Source organism: Algibacter pacificus, from assembly GCF_008033385.1.
In the GTDB taxonomy this organism is placed as follows: domain Bacteria; phylum Bacteroidota; class Bacteroidia; order Flavobacteriales; family Flavobacteriaceae; genus Algibacter; species Algibacter pacificus.
Window position 1 is genome coordinate 92,569 of sequence record NZ_VOGY01000006.1, and the last position, 17,894, is coordinate 110,462.

18 protein-coding genes are annotated in these 17,894 nt (G+C 32.4%); 15 read left to right on the plus strand and 3 right to left on the minus strand.

Annotated features, from left to right (window positions below):
• Window positions 1–72: 72 nt before the first annotated feature.
• Entirely contained in the window at window positions 73–1,347 is a 1,275-nt protein-coding gene (argH, locus tag FQU21_RS10570; RefSeq protein WP_147677975.1) for an argininosuccinate lyase, read from the plus strand.
• 92 nt (window positions 1,348–1,439) lie between these two features.
• Here argH and FQU21_RS10575 read toward each other — a convergent pair whose 3' ends face one another.
• Together FQU21_RS10575 and FQU21_RS10580 are read right to left on the minus strand one after the other, a co-directional pair.
• Window positions 1,440–2,351, minus strand: coding sequence for a bifunctional metallophosphatase/5'-nucleotidase (locus FQU21_RS10575; RefSeq protein ID WP_147677976.1), 912 nt, complete (start codon window positions 2,349–2,351; stop codon window positions 1,440–1,442).
• 1 nt (window position 2,352) lies between these two features.
• A complete protein-coding gene (locus FQU21_RS10580) occupies window positions 2,353–3,111 on the minus strand; it encodes a 5'-nucleotidase C-terminal domain-containing protein (RefSeq protein ID WP_147677977.1) in 759 nt (252 codons plus the stop codon).
• Between the two features lie 59 nt (window positions 3,112–3,170).
• Between FQU21_RS10580 and FQU21_RS10585 the strand changes: the two genes are divergently transcribed.
• The 14 genes from FQU21_RS10585 (at window position 3,171) to FQU21_RS10650 (ending at window position 16,976) form a co-directional block, all read left to right on the plus strand.
• The gene (locus FQU21_RS10585) at window positions 3,171–3,698 is read left to right on the plus strand and encodes a DUF6913 domain-containing protein (protein ID WP_147677978.1); all 528 of its coding nucleotides are present in this window, start codon (window positions 3,171–3,173) and stop codon (window positions 3,696–3,698) included.
• A complete protein-coding gene (gene dapA, locus FQU21_RS10590) occupies window positions 3,691–4,569 on the plus strand; it encodes a 4-hydroxy-tetrahydrodipicolinate synthase (protein WP_147677979.1) in 879 nt (292 codons plus the stop codon). The genes FQU21_RS10585 and dapA overlap by 8 nt, the downstream gene beginning before the upstream one ends.
• Before the next feature lie 138 nt (window positions 4,570–4,707).
• Window positions 4,708–5,508, plus strand: a complete 801-nt coding sequence (locus FQU21_RS10595; RefSeq protein WP_147677980.1) for an outer membrane protein assembly factor BamD — start codon at window positions 4,708–4,710, stop codon at window positions 5,506–5,508.
• 14 nt (window positions 5,509–5,522) lie between these two features.
• Window positions 5,523–5,852, plus strand: a complete 330-nt coding sequence (locus FQU21_RS10600) for a DNA-directed RNA polymerase subunit omega (RefSeq protein ID WP_147677981.1) — start codon at window positions 5,523–5,525, stop codon at window positions 5,850–5,852.
• A gap of 105 nt (window positions 5,853–5,957) precedes the next feature.
• Window positions 5,958–7,169 (plus strand): bifunctional phosphopantothenoylcysteine decarboxylase/phosphopantothenate--cysteine ligase CoaBC, encoded by a 1,212-nt coding sequence (coaBC, locus tag FQU21_RS10605; RefSeq protein WP_147677982.1) that lies wholly within the window; start codon window positions 5,958–5,960, stop codon window positions 7,167–7,169.
• The gene (porD, locus tag FQU21_RS10610) at window positions 7,162–8,049 is read left to right on the plus strand and encodes a type IX secretion system protein PorD (protein WP_147677983.1); all 888 of its coding nucleotides are present in this window, start codon (window positions 7,162–7,164) and stop codon (window positions 8,047–8,049) included. Before coaBC ends, porD begins: the two co-directional genes overlap by 8 nt.
• Window positions 8,050–8,112: 63 nt before the next feature.
• Complete coding sequence (gene recN / locus FQU21_RS10615; protein ID WP_147677984.1) at window positions 8,113–9,765, plus strand: DNA repair protein RecN; 1,653 nt, start codon at window positions 8,113–8,115, stop codon at window positions 9,763–9,765.
• Window positions 9,766–9,904: 139 nt separating this feature from the next.
• Entirely contained in the window at window positions 9,905–10,732 is an 828-nt protein-coding gene (locus FQU21_RS10620) for an enoyl-ACP reductase FabI (RefSeq protein WP_147677985.1), read from the plus strand.
• Between the two features lie 423 nt (window positions 10,733–11,155).
• On the plus strand, window positions 11,156–12,163 hold the full coding sequence (locus tag FQU21_RS10625) for a glycosyltransferase family 2 protein (protein WP_147677986.1): 1,008 nt from the start codon (window positions 11,156–11,158) through the stop codon (window positions 12,161–12,163).
• Window positions 12,160–13,116, plus strand: coding sequence for a CdaR family protein (locus FQU21_RS10630; protein WP_246124821.1), 957 nt, complete (start codon window positions 12,160–12,162; stop codon window positions 13,114–13,116). The genes FQU21_RS10625 and FQU21_RS10630 overlap by 4 nt, the downstream gene beginning before the upstream one ends.
• Window positions 13,113–13,706 (plus strand): dephospho-CoA kinase, encoded by a 594-nt coding sequence (coaE, locus tag FQU21_RS10635; RefSeq protein WP_147677987.1) that lies wholly within the window; start codon window positions 13,113–13,115, stop codon window positions 13,704–13,706. Before FQU21_RS10630 ends, coaE begins: the two co-directional genes overlap by 4 nt.
• Window positions 13,707–13,812: 106 nt before the next feature.
• A complete protein-coding gene (locus FQU21_RS10640) occupies window positions 13,813–15,342 on the plus strand; it encodes a sensor histidine kinase (RefSeq protein ID WP_147677988.1) in 1,530 nt (509 codons plus the stop codon).
• A 3-nt stretch (window positions 15,343–15,345) separates the two neighbouring features.
• The gene (locus tag FQU21_RS10645) at window positions 15,346–16,050 is read left to right on the plus strand and encodes a response regulator transcription factor (RefSeq protein ID WP_147677989.1); all 705 of its coding nucleotides are present in this window, start codon (window positions 15,346–15,348) and stop codon (window positions 16,048–16,050) included.
• A 317-nt stretch (window positions 16,051–16,367) separates the two neighbouring features.
• Entirely contained in the window at window positions 16,368–16,976 is a 609-nt protein-coding gene (locus FQU21_RS10650) for a hypothetical protein (protein ID WP_147677990.1), read from the plus strand.
• A 198-nt stretch (window positions 16,977–17,174) separates the two neighbouring features.
• On the opposite strand, the gene FQU21_RS10655 is transcribed toward FQU21_RS10650, so the two are convergent.
• Complete coding sequence (locus tag FQU21_RS10655) at window positions 17,175–17,861, minus strand: hypothetical protein (RefSeq protein WP_147677991.1); 687 nt, start codon at window positions 17,859–17,861, stop codon at window positions 17,175–17,177.
• Window positions 17,862–17,894: the final 33 nt, after the last annotated feature.

A 17,894-nucleotide genomic window follows, 5' to 3' on the forward strand; every position in this document is an offset into this window, starting at 1 on the left:
GAAGTAGATTTTGCTACTTTCTATAAAATTAATAGATTTCTGCTTTTGCAGAAATAGAAAAAAGTATTTAAGATGAAGTTGTGGGATAAAGGTATTTCAATAGATAAAAAAATAGAACAATTTACCGTTGGAAACGATAGAGAAATTGATATTCATATCGCCAAATACGATGTGATCGCATCGCGTGCACATGCGAAAATGTTGCAAAAAATTGGTGTTATTTCTGTTGAAGAATTAGTCGATTTATTACGAGGTTTAAAAACCTTAGAGGCACAAATTGAAGACGGCACTTTTGTTATCGATCCTCAGTTTGAAGATGTACACTCTAAAATAGAATTTGAACTGACAAAATCTTTAGGTGAAGTTGGAAAAAAAATCCATACGGCGCGTTCACGAAATGATCAAGTTTTAGTGGCTTGTAATTTATATTACAAAGAAAATTTGGGGGTTATTAAAGCAAAAACGCATACCCTTTTTAATACCCTTTTAGATTTAGCAGATACCTATAAAGATAAAGTTTTACCAGGTTATACGCATTTACAAGTAGCTATGCCATCCTCTTTTGGGTTGTGGTTTTCTGCTTATGCGGAATTAATGATAGACGATGTATATCTATTGGATGCCGCTATTAAAACCGTAGATCAAAATCCATTAGGGTCGGCTGCAGGTTACGGAAGTTCTTTTCCTATCGATCGAGAATATACCACTAAAGAAATGGAATTTGCAACACTTAAATACAACGTGGTTGCAGCTCAAATGGGACGCGGGAAACACGAGCGTACCATTGCAGCAGCTTTAGGCAGTTTGTGTAATACGCTGTCTCGTTTTGCAATGGATACGTGTTTATATATGAGTCAGAATTTTGGATTTGTTTCTTTTCCAGATGAATTAACCACGGGAAGTAGTATTATGCCACATAAAAAAAATCCTGATGTTTTTGAATTAATTCGTGGAAAGTGTAATAAAATTCAAGCGCTACAAGGTGAAATGGTTTTAATTACCAATAATTTACCAAGTGGTTACCATAGAGATTATCAGTTATTAAAAGAAAATATGATTGCGGCTTTCGAAGAGTTAAAAGATATTTTAGATATTTTTAATTATTCAATTCAGCAAATTATAGTGAAAGATATTGATGTTCACAGCGATTTGTATAAATATTTATTCACAGTTGATAATATTAATACATTAGTTGTAGAAGGTCAAAGTTTTAGAGAGGCTTACCAGAAAATTGGGGGTCAAGTTCAAGACGGAACTTATGTGCCTGATACCTCTAAAAAACATACCCATGAAGGTAGTATTCATAACTTATGTTTGGAAGAAATTAGAGATAAATTTCCGGTATAATTTATAATAGATATAAAAAGGGCGATTGTTTTACAGAAAAACAATCGCCCTTTTTTTTTGTGCTGAATTTTAACTCAACAGCCGCCTAAACGTTAAACAATAATAGACGTGCCGTTAGCCGATTTGTTTTTATCCGAATCAAAATAGAAATCAATTTTTCCAATATTTAAACCGTAGCATCCTACTTGGTTTACAAGCGTGTTTTTATCTTCTATATTTTTAACTATAGTCGGTTTTTTTAAAAAGGTGTGCGTATGTCCGCCAATAATTAAATCGATGTTTTTTGTAGCTTTTGCTAGTTTTATATCGTCTATTTTTTTGCTTTTATATTGATACCCTAAATGCGAAAGGCAAATAATTAAATCGCAATGCTCGTCTTCTTTTAAAATCCGAGTCATTTCCTGACTCGTTTCAATAGGATCCAAGTATTTGGTTTCTTTGTACATGGCAGGATCTACCAATCCAGCGAGTTCAATTCCTATTCCAAAAACACCTATTTTAATACCGTCTTTTATAAAGGTTTTATAAGGTTTGGTGTGCGTATCCATTACCGTGTTAGATAAATCGTAATTCGATATAATAAAAGGAAATTCAGCATGCGGTAATTGTGCGTATAAACCAGAGATGCCATTATCGAAATCATGATTACCAATAGTAGCGGCGTCATATTTTAATTTACTCATCAGTTTAAATTCCAATTCACCACCATAATAGTTAAAGTAGGGGGTGCCTTGAAAAATATCACCAGCATCAAGCAACAGTGTGTTTGGGTTTTCTTTTCTTACGGCATCAATTAAAGTGGCTCTTCTGGCTACACCACCTTTGTTCGCATTTCTACCATCTTCTGGCCCAAAAGCATCAATATGGCTATGCACATCATTGGTGTGTAAAATGGTAATTTTTGTTGTTTTTTTTAATGTTGTAAACGATTGAAGTCCCATGCCACCAAGAGTTACTAAAGCGGTTCCTGCTGTGGCTTGTTGTATAAAGTCTCTACGTTTCATATTATTTAATTTGAGTAAATCTATCGTCTTTAACAGGATTAATCGTATCCAATTTTATGAATTTGTCAATGAGCGCATTTCTTATTTTGTAATCCAAAACATAAAGGCTGTCATTAGTTTTAAAAAAAGACATATTATCGCCACCATTATATAAGTAGTCGTTGGTGGCTACGTAATAGGTTTTATTTTTTTCAATGTTTTTACCATTAACTTTAGCTTCAAGAATATTTTCGTTTTTGTCAATCGTTAGTTTCAGTCCAGAAACAGGATGCGCTCGTTTTCCTTTAGATAAATAATACATCATACTATCTATTTGTGTGCCTTTAAGCCCAACAACCACAATGCTGTTTTCAAAAGGCATCAATCCAAAAGCAGTTCTTTTCGTGACATTTCCTTTAGATAAAATAGAACGAATACCACCGTGATTTAGCAAAACCATATCAATATCTTTACCTGTTCGGCTTTTAAAAATAGGGTTAGATTCGCTGTAAACGGCATCGGCCATAAAATTTCCTAAAGCGGTATTATAATCGCCATCTTTTTTAGAATAAGTATCTACGGCATAGGCTAAAACACTATCTAAATCTTTTTCAATCCGATCTCGAAATGGCTTGATATAAGCTTCTATTTCGCTATTTAATGCGATAGAATCTGTAATGGTAATTTGCTCACCGTAAATCTTTGTTAACCGTAAATTTTGTTCTTTACACCCCGAAAAAACAAAAATATTTAACAAAATAAATAAAAATGTAATCCTCATATATTAAACTAATTTTTTGAATATACTTTTTGCTACCTTTGCGCAAAGTATAAAGGTAAATGATTTTAAAGGGTTTTAAGGAAAAATCTAATAAAAAGCACTTAAACAAATTGTTAGCAGAACGTGAATTAAAGGCTAATAATGGCAATGTTGAGCGTTTAGGTATTGTTTTTTATGCAGATGGAATTATCGATTTAGAATGGTTTAAAATCTTGGCAAATACTTTAAAAGTGAAGCCTAATGAATTGAAAATCATAACATTTTCTCGTCTAGAAAAGGAGCTTTTAAATCCTGAGAATGATTGTTATAATCCTAAAGATTTTGGTTGGAATGGGCGTATTAAAAACCTAGATTTGCAAGCGTTTTTAGATGTAGAATTTGATGTTTTAATAAGTTATTATGATACGGATATCTTAGAGTTAAAACTAATTACAGCTAAATCTAAAGCAAAATTTAAAATCGGAATATTGCAAAACGATGAACGTTTAAACGATTTAATTATAAAAACAAACTTAAAAGCCTTCGATTTATTTAAAACCGAAACTTTTAAATACTTGAAAATATTAAATAAAATTAAGAATGAATAGTAAGTTTCTAGGAACAGGAGTGGCATTGGTAACACCTTTTAATACCGATTTAACGGTAGATCATGAAGCATTAACCAATATTGTTAACTTTAACATTGATAATGGTGTAGAGTATTTGGTAATTAGTGGTACTACTGCCGAAAGTGTAACCATTACTAAAGCAGAAAAAAAGGCTATTATAGAAACTATTTCAAAAGCCAACAATGGGCGTGTACCATTGGTTTTAGGTATTGGAGGTAATAATACCATGCAAGTTATTGAAGAAATAAAAACAACAGACTTAAGTGGAATAGACGCTATTTTATCGGTTGCTCCTTATTATAGTAAACCAACACAAGAGGGTATCTATCAGCATTTTAAAGCTATTTCAGAAGTTTCACCTGTAGATATTATTTTATATAATGTGCCAGGAAGAACTTCTAAAAATATGGATGTTGCTACCACGTTAAGATTGGCAAACGATTTTGAAAATATTATCGCGGTAAAAGAAGCCGGGAATAATGTGGCACAATATTTAGAATTAATTAAGAATAAACCAGCAGACTTTTTAGTGATTTCGGGAGATGATGATTTAGCTTTAGCTATTGTTTTAGCAGGTGGATCAGGTGTTATTTCTGTAATCGGTCAGGCTTTTCCTAAAGATTTTTCTGAAATGATTCGTTTAGGATTAAAAGGTGATAATAAAGCTGCTTATAAACTTCATTTTAAATTAATGGACGTTATTGGTTATATTTTTGAAGAAAATAATCCATCGGGAATTAAGGCTGTTTTTCAAGCTTTAAACTTATGCGATGATACGGTGAGATTGCCATTAGTGCCTGCAACTGATGCTTTAAAACAGAAAATAAAAGATTTTGTAGCAGCTTATTAATTCATTTTTTCTGTGTTAAATATTACTTAAACCTTGTGATTGCTGGGTTTAAGCCTTTATTTTAGCAAAAGTGCGGATTAAAAATAATATTTTTAATATCCATATTAATAACCTAATTTTGCATCCTCTTTTATATTTATGAAAAAGTTTTTTTACATTTTATTAGTATTCACAGTTTTAAGTAGTTGTAACGAATATCAAAAGGTTTTAAAATCTGAAGATATCGCTGCGAAATTTAAAATGGGTGAAGATTTTTATAACGAAGGCAAGTTTGCAAAAGCAAATAAATTGTTTGCACAAATTGTTCCCAATTATAGAGGGAAACCGCAAGCTGAAAAATTGATGTATTTATATTCTAATTCGTTTTATCAAATGAAGGATTATTATGTAGCGGGTTATCAGTTTGAACGTTTTGCCTCTAGTTATCCTAACAGTGAAAAGGTTGAGGAAGCTTCTTTTTTAAGTGCAAAAAGTTACGCCATGCTTTCTCCGATTTATTCAAAAGATCAAAAAGAAACAACAGAAGCTATAGATAAATTACAAGCATTTATTAATGCTTACCCCGATTCAGAATATGTTTCCGATGCTAATAAATTGGTAAACGAATTGGATTTTAAATTAGAAAAAAAAGCGTTTAGTATTGCTAAACAATATAATACTATATCGGATTATGAAGCTTCAATAAAATCTTTTGATAATTTTATTTTCGATTTTCCAGGATCGTCTTTAAGAGAAGAAGCTTTGTATGTTAGATTTGATTCTGCATATCAATTAGCAATGAATAGTGTAGAACGAAAAAAGGAAGACCGTTTAAATAAAGCTATAGACTTTTATAAAAGTTTTAAAGAAACATATTCAAGTTCAGAATTTATTTCACAAATGGATAATATGGCAATCGAATTAAACGATGCTTTAAAAAAATATAGCACAAAAAGTTAAATAACAATACAATAATGGATTTAAAGAAAACCAATGCTCCAGTTAATACGATTACGTATGATAGGAATAAAATTGATGCGCCAACACAGAACATCTATGAGTCTATTTCTATAATAGCACGTCGTGCAGACCAAATTAATACTGAGATTAAAAAAGAATTAATCGATAAGTTAGAAGAATTTGCAACTTATAACGATAGTCTTGAAGAAATCTTTGAAAACAAGGAACAAATTGAGGTTTCTAAATTTTACGAAAAATTACCAAAACCACATTCTTTAGCCGTTCAAGAATGGTTAGCGGATAAAGTGTATTATAGAAATACAGAGGAAGATTCGAAAGCGTAATTTCTCTTATTTCATTTTTACAAAATTTAAACTCCAAACCAATTATATTAATAGGTTTGGAGTTTCTTGGGTTATTAGGTATATATATTAAAAAGACATATTTTTATGAGTATTCTAAACGGTAAAAACGTACTATTAGGAGTCACTGGAGGTATTGCAGCGTATAAAACCGCAGCGTTGGTTAGATTGTTTATAAAACTAGGGGCCAACGTTAAAGTGGTTATGACACCAGCAGCTAAAGATTTTATAACACCATTAACCTTATCTACGCTTTCTAAAAACCCTGTACAATATTCTTTTACAACAGAAGATAATGATACGGTTATTTGGAACGATCATGTTGGCTTAGGCTTATGGGGCGATCTTTTTGTTATTGCACCAGCAACCGCAAACACCTTATCTAAAATGGCTAGTGGTACCAGTAATAATTTATTGCTTGCCACTTATTTATCTGCAAAATGCCCGGTTTATTTTGCTCCTGCCATGGATTTGGATATGTATAAACACCCATCCACCATGGAATCTTTCGAGAAATTACAAAGCTTTGGAAATATTATGATTCCTGCCGGTAGTGGAGAATTAGCAAGTGGTTTAGTAGGTGAAGGACGTATGGCAGAGCCCGAAGATATCGTGGCGTTTATCGAGCAAGATATTTTAGGTAAATTACCGTTGCGTGGACAAAAAGTACTGGTTACGGCGGGACCTACTTACGAGGCTATAGATCCTGTTCGTTTTATAGGAAACCATTCTAGTGGAAAAATGGGGTTTGAAATAGCCAAAGCATCAGCAAACCTTGGTGCAGAAGTGGTTTTAATTACAGGCCCAACTCATGAAAACGTGACGCATAGTTTAATTAATGTAGTGCCTGTAGTTAGTGCTTCGGATATGTATAATGCCGTTCACGACCATTTTAAAACGGTTGATATTGCTATACTTTCTGCGGCCGTAGCCGATTTTACACCAAAAGTAGTGGCGACTCAGAAAATAAAAAAGAAGTCGGATACGTTAACTTTAGAGTTGGAGCGTACTAAAGATATTTTAGCGTCTTTAGGCGAAATTAAAACAAAACAGTATTTAGTAGGTTTTGCATTGGAAACCAATAACGAACTTGAAAATGCAAAAGGAAAATTAAAAAGAAAGAATTTAAATTTAATTGTTTTAAATTCGTTAAATGATAAAGGTGCTGGTTTTAAAGGTAATACTAATAAAGTGACGTTTATAGATAATACGGGCGATATTGCCGAACATGATTTAAAATCTAAAACCGATGTAGCATCCGATTTATTAAACAAAATTATAGAAAATAGACATGCGTAATATATTAGTTGTTTTATTAGTGCTATTCAGTTTTACAGGAATTTCGCAAGAATTAAATTGTAAGGTTATTGTTAATGCACAACAAACTGGGAGTGAAAATCTTCCTATTTTTAAAACTTTAGAGAAACAACTTAACGAATTTATTAATAAAACCAAGTGGACCAATCAAAAATTTGCTCCGCAAGAGCGAATAGATTGTAGTATGTTTATTAATATTTCAGAATATAGTGGCGAATCGTTTAAAGCAACCTTACAAGTGCAATCTGCACGTCCCGTGTATGGTTCTTCTCTAAGTTCTCCAATTTATAACTTTAAAGACAACGATTTTAATTTTAACTATTTAGCATTTCAAAATTTAATCTATAATCCAACACAATACGAGTCGAATTTAGTCTCTGTTTTGGCTTTTCATGTTTATATTATTTTAGGTTTAGATGCAGATTCATTTGCAGAAAATGGGGGTGAAGCACATTTTAAACAAGCGCAAATTATTGCAAATTATTCACAACAAAGCAATTTAACAGGGTGGAAGTTAGAAGATGGATTACAAAGTCGTTTTGCATTAATAGATAATTTAATGTCTCCAACATTTAAAGAATTTCATTCCGCAATGTATGATTATCACAGAAAAGGAATGGATGTCATGTCTGTAAACACAAAGGAAGGAAAAGGGCAAATAGCATCGGCACTTTCTAGTTTTAAGGCGATGAATAGTCGTAGACCAAATTCCTTTTTATTACGAATATTTTTTGATGCAAAGGCCGATGAGGTACAACAAATATTTAGCGATGGACCTAACGTAAATATAGCAGATTTAAAAGAAACTTTGCAACGTATCGCTCCAATGCACAATACTAAATGGAGTAACATCAAGTTTTAAAAGTTTTATTTACTACATATAAAGTTTAAAAAGAAAAGTCTCATTATTTTAAGGCTAAAAAAAATGCTAACATCACTTTCCATAAAAAATTACGCATTAATCGATAGTTTACAGGTTAATTTTAACGATGGTTTTTCTATTATTACAGGTGAAACTGGTGCGGGAAAATCGATACTTCTTGGTGGTTTGTCTTTAATTTTAGGAAAGCGAGCCGATTTAAGTAGTTTAAAAGATGCTTCAAAAAAATGTGTAATTGAGGCAGTTTTCAACGTGTCTAATTATAATTTGAAAGCCCTTTTTGAAGCTGAAGATTTCGATTATGAAGCGCAAACTATCATTCGTCGTGAAATTTTACCATCCGGGAAATCTAGAGCGTTTGTAAACGATTCGCCAGTAAATTTAAAAGGGTTACAACTTTTGGGAGAACGGTTAATCGATATTCATTCGCAGCATCAAACCATGCAACTAACGGATAACGATTTTCAGTTTCAAATTATCGATGCTTTAGCAAATAACGATGCTATTTTACAAGACTATAAAAAAGAATTAAAAGGCTATAAAAAACTTCAAAAGGAATTAAAAGAATTATTGGTTTTTCAGGCGGAAGCCATAAAAGAACACGATTATAATACCTTTTTATTGAACGAATTGGTTGAAGCAAATTTAATCGATGGCGAGATTGAAACTTTAGAAGAAGAATATGAAACTTTAAATAATATTGAAGGTATTCAGGAAAAACTATCGGAAGCGCATCAATTATTAACCGAAGAAGAAATAGGCGTTTTAGGGAGTTTAACGAACCTTAAAAATGTGTTTCAAAAACTTTCGGGGTTATCTTCAAAATACGAAGATTTGTATAATCGGGTTAATAGCAGTCTCATTGAAATGGACGATGTTTTTAGCGAAGTCGATGCTTTACAAGAAGGATTAGATGCCGATCCAGCAAGGTTGGAAGTGGTAGACGCCAAGCTTAAAACCATTCATAATTTAATGCAAAAGCATGTTGCAGAAAATGTTTTAGAGCTTATTCAAATTAAAAACACTTTAGAAGAAAAAGTGTTAGCAACTGAAAATTTAGATGATGATATTCAGAAAAAACAAAATGAAATTTCATCTAAAATAAAACAGATTAATAAAATTTCAAATGCGCTTCATAAAACACGTATTGCCGTAATTCCGCAGTTAAAACAAGAAATAGAAACTATTTTGGGAAGTTTAGGCATGCCAAATGCGCAGTTTAAAATTGAAACGGTTTTTAAAGAGACCTTTTTTGCAAATGGGCAAGATGAACTAACCTTTTTGTTTTCGGCAAATAAAGGCGGCCAATTTAACGAACTTAAAAAGGCGGCCTCGGGAGGGGAATTATCTCGAATTATGCTGGCTATAAAATCCGTTTTATCCAATTATATCCAGTTGCCAACCATTATGTTCGATGAAATTGATACCGGGGTTTCTGGCGAGATTTCTAATAAAATGGGCGATATTATGCAGCAAATGAGTAAAACCATGCAAGTATTTTCTATTACGCATTTACCACAAGTGGCGGCCAAAGGCCATTCGCATTTTAAAGTGTATAAAGAAGATGTGGACAATGTAACCAGAACCAATTTAATCAAGCTAAATCACGACGAGCGTATTGTAGAAATTGCTCAAATGTTAGGCGGAATTGATATGTCATCCTCAGCAATAGCGCACGCTAAGGAGCTATTGAATTAAAAAAAATACAGGTTTTAAGCTTTAAAGTTTAAAGTTTAGTATTTTTGCGCCGTTAAATTAACCAATATTGTCCGTATTATAGTCCTGTTAAAGGACATAGAAAGGGAACTAACCGAAATTAAAACATATAATTATTACTATGTCATACAATTTACTAAAAGGAAAAAGAGGGATTATTTTTGGAGCATTAGATGAAAATTCAATTGCTTGGAAAACCGCAGAACGTGTTCATGAAGAAGGTGGAACTTTTGTTTTAACAAATGCACCAGTGGCCATGAGAATGGGACAAATTAAAGATTTGGCCGAAAAAACAGGTTCTCAAATTATTCCTGCCGATGCCACTTCTGAAGAAGATTTAAAAAATTTAGTAGAGCAATCTATGGAAATTCTTGGCGGTAAAATCGATTTCGTTTTACACTCAATCGGGATGTCTATCAATGTGCGTAAAGGAAACCACTATACAGATCAGAATTATGCCTATACTCAAAAAGGTACCGATGTTTCTGCTATGTCGTTTCATAAAGTCATGCAAACGCTATATAAAGCCGATGCTATGAACGAGTGGGGATCTATTGTAGCCTTAACTTATATGGCAGCACAACGTGTGTTCCCAGATTATAATGATATGGCCGATAATAAAGCTTATTTAGAAAGTGTAGCACGTAGTTTTGGTTATTTCTTCGGAAGAGACAAAAACGTTCGTGTAAACACCATTTCGCAATCACCAACACCAACAACTGCAGGTAGCGGCGTAAAAGGATTCGATGGTTTTATTGCTTACGCCGATAAAATGTCGCCACTTGGTAATGCAACCGCTTTAGATTGTGCAAACTATACCGTATCCCTGTTTAGCGATTTAACAAAACGTGTTACGCTACAAAACCTATTCCACGACGGCGGCTTTAGCAACATGGGCGTTAGCGATGCTGTTATGAGTGCTTTTGTAGAAGCCGAAGAGAAAAAATAGAACATATTTTTATATATTATAAAAAGCCATCTGTAAACGGGTGGCTTTTCTATGTTTAAAAATTAAATAATTATGGCGGGTTTTTATAGAAAAAATAAAAACCGCGCTATCCGTTCATAGTTTTGGCTCGATGCGCGCCTCGCCAAAAGCTAACCACTACTATCGCTCCCGCAACTATCCGCCAACTTGTTGTTTAATCAAAAGGGATTGGCTTGTTTGTTGTTTTATTACTTTGAGCTAGTGGTGCTACTGCGAGCGTCACACTCGTACCGGCAAGAGAAAGAATAATAAGAGTCGTAATAAAAAACAAAACCGTTACCGAACAAATAGAGGTTTTGTAGATGCTCAAAAAAAACAGAAAATATATTTTTTATATTCTAAAAGCCAACTGTAAAAGGATGGCTTTTTTAGTACTTTTGTATTATGCAATTAGAGTTTTCATTCATAATTCCCGTTTATAATCGTCCCGATGAAATTCAGGAACTTTTAGAGAGTTTTGTGGACTTAAAAACCGACACAAATTTTGAAATTGTTATTGTGGAAGATGGTTCAAAAGTATCATCAAAACCTATTGTGGATAGCTTTAAAAATAAGTTAGATATTTCTTATTATTTTAAAGAAAACTCAGGGCCTGGAGATTCTCGAAATTACGGAATGCAACGGGCAAAGGGTAATTATTTTATCATTTTAGATTCCGATTGTATTTTACCAAGCCACTATTTATCCGAAGTTGAAAAAGGGTTAACAGCCAATTATGTCGATTGTTTTGGTGGGCCAGATGCGGCGCATCAATCATTTACAAATTTGCAAAAAGCTATTAATTTCTCTATGACTTCAGTTATTACCACCGGAGGCATTCGTGGAAATAAAAACAGTGTCGATACTTTTCAGCCACGAAGTTTTAATATGGGGCTTTCAAAAAAGGCTTTTCAAGCTTCTGGCGGGTTCGGACGTATTCATCCCGGTGAAGATCCCGATTTATCCATTCGTTTGTGGGATTTAGGTTTTAAAACCGCTTTAATTTCAGAGGCTTTCGTATATCATAAACGCCGAATTTCTTGGTCTAATTTTTACAAGCAAGTCTATAAATTTGGTATGGTGCGTCCTATTTTAAATAGCTGGCATCCTTCAACTAAAAAATTAACCTATTGGTTTCCTACGGCATTTGTTTTAGGATTTTTAGCAGCTGTTTTATTGTTTGTTGTTGGTGTAAAATTTGCATTAGCCTGCTATGTCCTTTATTTTGGAATGGCCTTTATTTTGGTTTTAATGTCAACTAAAAATATAGTAGTTTCTATGTTGGCTATTCCTGCAATATTAATTCAATTTTTGGGTTATGGCTACGGGTTTTTAAAATCCACAATCGCTGTTTCAGTTTTAAATAAAGATCCCGAAAATCATTTTCCTAATTTATTCTTTAAATCGAAATGATAAAGACGTTAAAAACACATTTATTATCCTCTATTAAAAGTAAAAAGATTAATGTCTTTTTACTGTTTTTGCTGTCTGCTTTTATTATTTTAATTTTCAATAAATTATCTAAAGAATATACCAATACTTTAGTGTTTAGTGTTGAAAAACAGCAGGTGCCGTTAGAGCATGTTATACTCAATGATAGCGCGAATGTATTAGCGATTACGCTAAAAACTCACGGATTTAGATGGTTGAATTACTACATGAGCAAACCGAAGATTAAAATTGATTTTGCTAAAGATGTGTATAGAAAAGACTCGGCTTATGTATGGCATAAATCCATTAAATATTTAGCGAATACACAATTCGATGATCAGGTGGAATTATTGAATATTTCGCCCGACACCTTGTATTTTAAATATGGCGTGAATTTGGTGAAAACGGTTCCTATTCAATTAAAATCGGATATTAAGTTTGCTTTGGGGTATGATATTTCTGGTGATTATAATTTAAAACCAGATTCAGTAACCATCATTGGTCCCGATGTTTTGGTATCCAAATTAGATTTTATCGATACAAAACTGGTGACTTTAGCCGATGTTAAAACCAATATTATTAAAAATTTAGCATTAGATTTCCCAAATACAACCGATTTAAAATTTTCGACCGATTTAGTAACCTTAAGTGCAAATGTTGGAAAATTTACTGAAGGAAAGTTAAAGGTGCCGATAGAAATTATCAATATTCCAGAAAATTTAAATATTAAGTATTTCCCAAAAGAAATTAACGTATCTTATTACGTGAGTTTAAATAATTTTAATAGTGTTACCGTAAAAGATTTTAAAGTGGTTTGCGATTATAGTAAAGTAGGGAAAGGCTCTACGTTAACGCCAGAATTAGTTGAACGCCCCGAGCAGGTTAAAAACGCAAAAATTAATCAGCAACTTATAGAATTTATTATAACAAAATGATTGTAGTAGGACTTACAGGTGGAATTGGTAGTGGAAAAACGACGGTAGCTAAAATGTTTTCTGTCTTAGGCGTACCCATTTATATTGCGGACGATGAAGCCAAAAAACTCATGAGTAAGTCTAAAGTTATTAAACGCAAACTCATTGAATTGTTTGGACCAGAAGCTTATGTTAACAACACGCTAAATAAACCATTTATAGCCAGTATTATTTTTAACGATAAAACCATGCTTAGCCAAATGAATGCCATTATTCATCCACGAGTAGCACGGCATTTTGAAAAATGGGGCAATAAACAAAATGCGCCTTATGTTATCAAGGAAGTGGCTATTTTATTTGAAAATGGTGGTGATAAACTTTGCGATTATGTTATTACGGTAACGGCTCCAAAAGCGGTTAAAATAGAACGGGTTTTGGTTAGAGATCAGTCTTCTAAAGAAAAAGTAGAAGCTATTATGAATAATCAATGGAGTGATGCTGAAAAAATACAACGCTCGCAATTTGTTATAGAGAATTTAGACCTAGAAAACACACAAAAGCAAGTGGCTTCGGTTCATACTCAAATTCTTAAAAAAATACAGAAAACTTAGAATTTTAACATTTTTGTTAATGTAAGGTTAAAAGCTATTTTGGTAAATGTTAAAATGTTAATTTTGACCAATGAGCAAACGCATAATCTTTGTTTTAATACTGTTAATGAGCTTGTCGCTGATAGGGATAATTTCCATTCAGGCGTACTATATTAACAATTCTGTTAAGAATGAAAAGGAGCGTTTTAGAAGTAATGTAAAAACGGCGCTGTATTATGTCTCCAATACTATTGAAACTAGGGAGGAGGCCGAATATGTGTACAAATTGCAAAATTTAATACTGCAAGGCGTTGCTGTAGATACCGCAGCAATTAGAAATTTAAACATTATTCAAGAAGACTCCGATTCTAAAGAAATTGTAGTGTATAGCAGTGGTATTTTAGAAGAAAATTATAAGTTAAGCTCACCGCTCTTTGATATGGGACTAGATACTATAAATGTGAAACGCATTTATAACGAACGTCAAACGCGGGTTTATAGCAATAAAGGAAACGATTTAGACTTAACATCAAAAGATAAATTATTGGTTTTAGAAAAAATGTCTACCACCGATAAAATTTTATTTGAAGATCTTTATAAGGATATTGCACAAAGACGACCAATACACCAAAGGGTTTCTAAGAAAACCATAAAAGAGATGTTAACTAGAAAGCTTAAAGAAGATTCTATTAATATTAATTTTGAGTTTGCTATTTATAGTAATGGTTTAGCAACAAAAATACAGAGTGATGCCTTTGAATATGATAAAGCATCCACCTACGCTGTACCTATTTTTTCTAATATAAATACGGGAAGTCCGTATAAATTATTAGTGAATTTTCCAGACGATGGCAAGTTTATTTTATCATCAATAATTGGTATGATTTTGTTATCGGTTGTATTTACATTAATTATTATAATGGCTTATACTGGAGCTCTTTATCAGTTAATGAAGCAGCGTAAAATATCGGAAATTAAAACCGATTTTATAAATAACATGACGCATGAGTTTAAAACACCGATTGCGACTATAAATTTAGCTTTAGATTCTATTAAAAATCCTAAAATAATAGGAGATCAGGAAAAGGTAATTCGTTACCTAAATATGATAAAAGAAGAAAATAAACGCATGCACGCTCAAGTTGAAAATGTATTGCGTATTTCGAAACTAGAAAAAAATGAATTAAATATTAGTAAAGAAAAGGTCGATTTTCAAGAACTTATTGAAGATGCTATAACGCACGTAGAACTGATAGTTGAAGATAGACAAGGGTATATCCATACACATTTTGATGCGGAAAGCACATCAATTTTGGCAAACGAAACACATTTTACCAATGTGGTGGTTAATATTCTAGATAATGCCATAAAATATTCGCCAGATGCGCCTAAAATAGACGTGTATACCGAAAATGTTGGAACTAATATTTTATTGAAAATTAAAGATCAAGGTAGCGGAATGAGTAAAGCTGCCGTAAAACGTGTGTTCGAAAAGTTTTATAGAGAACACACTGGAAATATACACAATGTTAAAGGCCACGGTTTAGGCCTAGCATATGTGAAACGTATAGTAGATGACCACCAAGGTTATATAACAGTAGAAAGTGAAAAAGACAAAGGAAGTACTTTTACCGTAAGGCTTCCGTTAATATCGTAAATTATGGAAGAGCATAAAAAAAGAATTTTATTAGTAGAAGATGATCCAAACTTTGGAACCGTTCTTAAGGATTATTTAATGATGAATGATTATGAAGTAACCCATGCTAAAAATGGTATGGAGGGTTTTGAAAAATTCAAAAAAGACGATTTCGATTTATGTATTTTAGATGTTATGATGCCTTATAAAGATGGCTTTACTTTAGCTAAAGAAATACGTGAAAAAAACACCGATGTACCTATTGTTTTCCTAACAGCTAAAACCATGAAGGAAGATGTGCTTAAAGGTTATAAGGTTGGCGCAGACGACTATTTAAACAAACCGTTTGATAGTGAAGTATTGCTCATGAAAATTAAAGCTATTATGCAAAGAAAAGCAACTGAAACCGTTTCTGATAGCAAGCAATTTGAGTTTAAAATAGGTGGCTTCGATTTGAATTCTAAACTACGTTTTTTAAGTTATAACGGTGAAAATCCAGTAAAATTATCGCCAAAAGAAAACGAATTATTACGTTTGTTAGCCCTGCATGAAAACGATTTAATGCCACGTGAATTAGCTCTTACTAAAATATGGAGAGACGATAATTATTTCACCTCTAGAAGTATGGATGTTTACATTGCAAAACTACGTAAGTATTTAAAATTAGATCCTAAAGTAGAAATCCTTAACATTCATGGTGAAGGCTTTAGATTAGTGGTAAATAGCTAAAAAACACGAGTAAATATATTATATAACCCATCTAGTTATTTTAACTAGATGGGTTTCTTTGTTTTAAAGCATTATATTTAGGTTTTAGCCGAAAATTATTTATCAATAAATAATAAAATAGCACTGATATTTTTTATGCGATTTATTATTTTTAACTATCTAAAAAGTTCCCAGCGACTTGTACACGGGAGAGTAAAAAACATAAGAGTATAAGAAATTAATAATGAAAAAAATAATCCAAGCATAAGGGCAGTAGTGAAATGTTTGTGTTAGCGGAGAATAATCAATAACTTGTCGAATCTAAACTCAATAAAAAAATGACACTTCAACCTCTTAGAATAGATGCTGGTTGGCAAGTAAATTATAATCAATTTTATGAAGTGGATCCAATCCCTGGCTGCGAACACTATTTTGAAGGTTCCAGTTTATTGATGTTACAAAGCAACGGGCGATTAAAACTGATTGATGTACAATGGCGACCAGAAGGCGACCTCGAAGGTGAATATCAAGTACAAGTTTTAAATTTTTTGGAAAACTTCAATACCAAAACAAATACGTTTGATAATGACACCGATTGGGAACAACCATTTTTAATGTTTGCCACAAAGTCTCGGTTAGCGCTTGTAGAAAAATTGGAAGAATTAATGCGGACGTTACCTGTTTTCACAGACCCGAGAATGACCATAAAAAGAGGTGTTGTCGATGAACTTTCGGAATCGTATAGGTTGGAATTTGAAGAACATGGGTTTTCAATCAATTTAGTAAAAAACATATTAGAAAATGGAAGTGCTAAAATTCAAAACTTGATTTTAGATTCTGAAGACATAACAAGAGAAATCATACTAGAATTTACACGAAAAGGAATTACAAAAAAAGTAAAAAATAAAGCCAATCAAAAATTGAATAGTAAACGGTTTAAAGCATAGAAATTATTGGCTTAAAAGAGTTGTTTTATTTGGGGTTAACCAAGGTGAAAAGGTTATCCTAAATTTAGGATTCTTAATTTTATTTACAGCTAGTGAGAGCGTCACGCTCGTACCCGACTGAGTAAGAAAAATGAGTGATGAAAAAACAATCAATGCAGTAACGCAATAAGCAAGATGCTCGTGCTAGCGGAGGAGGTTCTATGCTTTTATTTTTTCCAACTTACTAATTAGTTCTTCTCTTTTATGAGCTGAAGAGTCATACCTGTTTTGAATCATTTTCTTAATAATCATCTCAAGAGTTCTTTCTGAAAAATCAATATAAGCATCTAATGATTTATGTAAATCATATGTTTTAAATTGATTTTGTTTATTAATAACATCTAACGAGCCAGAATCATTTAGGGAGTATCTTGCAATTTTAAAGTTCATCTTGTCTCCATTCAAATCGAAATTTACTGGGTGAGCTGAAATAGCGTTTCTCAGAAAAGAAATATCTAAACTTTTAAATTCTTGCTCTAATTTTGAAGTTTTAGCCTTAATTAAATCAGCTAGCGTTGAAATAGCTCTGAAATGAATGTAAACACTACTTAATACTCCGTACAGTCGTAAGTACCTTTCACCTGTATTAAAGTTTTTACCATTTTCAATGTTACTATTTAAAAAAGATACAATTGCGAAATGAGAGTCTCCCAAAGTATCTAAACTTGAAGTGAGAAAACTCCAACTGTAACTATCTTGAAACTTAAAAAGCTCTTTCATTTTATCTACAAACATCTTTTGTTGACTTTCTAGCTTATCCCAATCAATTCGATTAACCGATGAGTTTACAATCTCTCTTATAAAGTTCTCGTATTTTCTTATCAATGTGTTTTCGTATTCGATCAAAATTCTATGATTTATTGTAGATAATACCGTTAC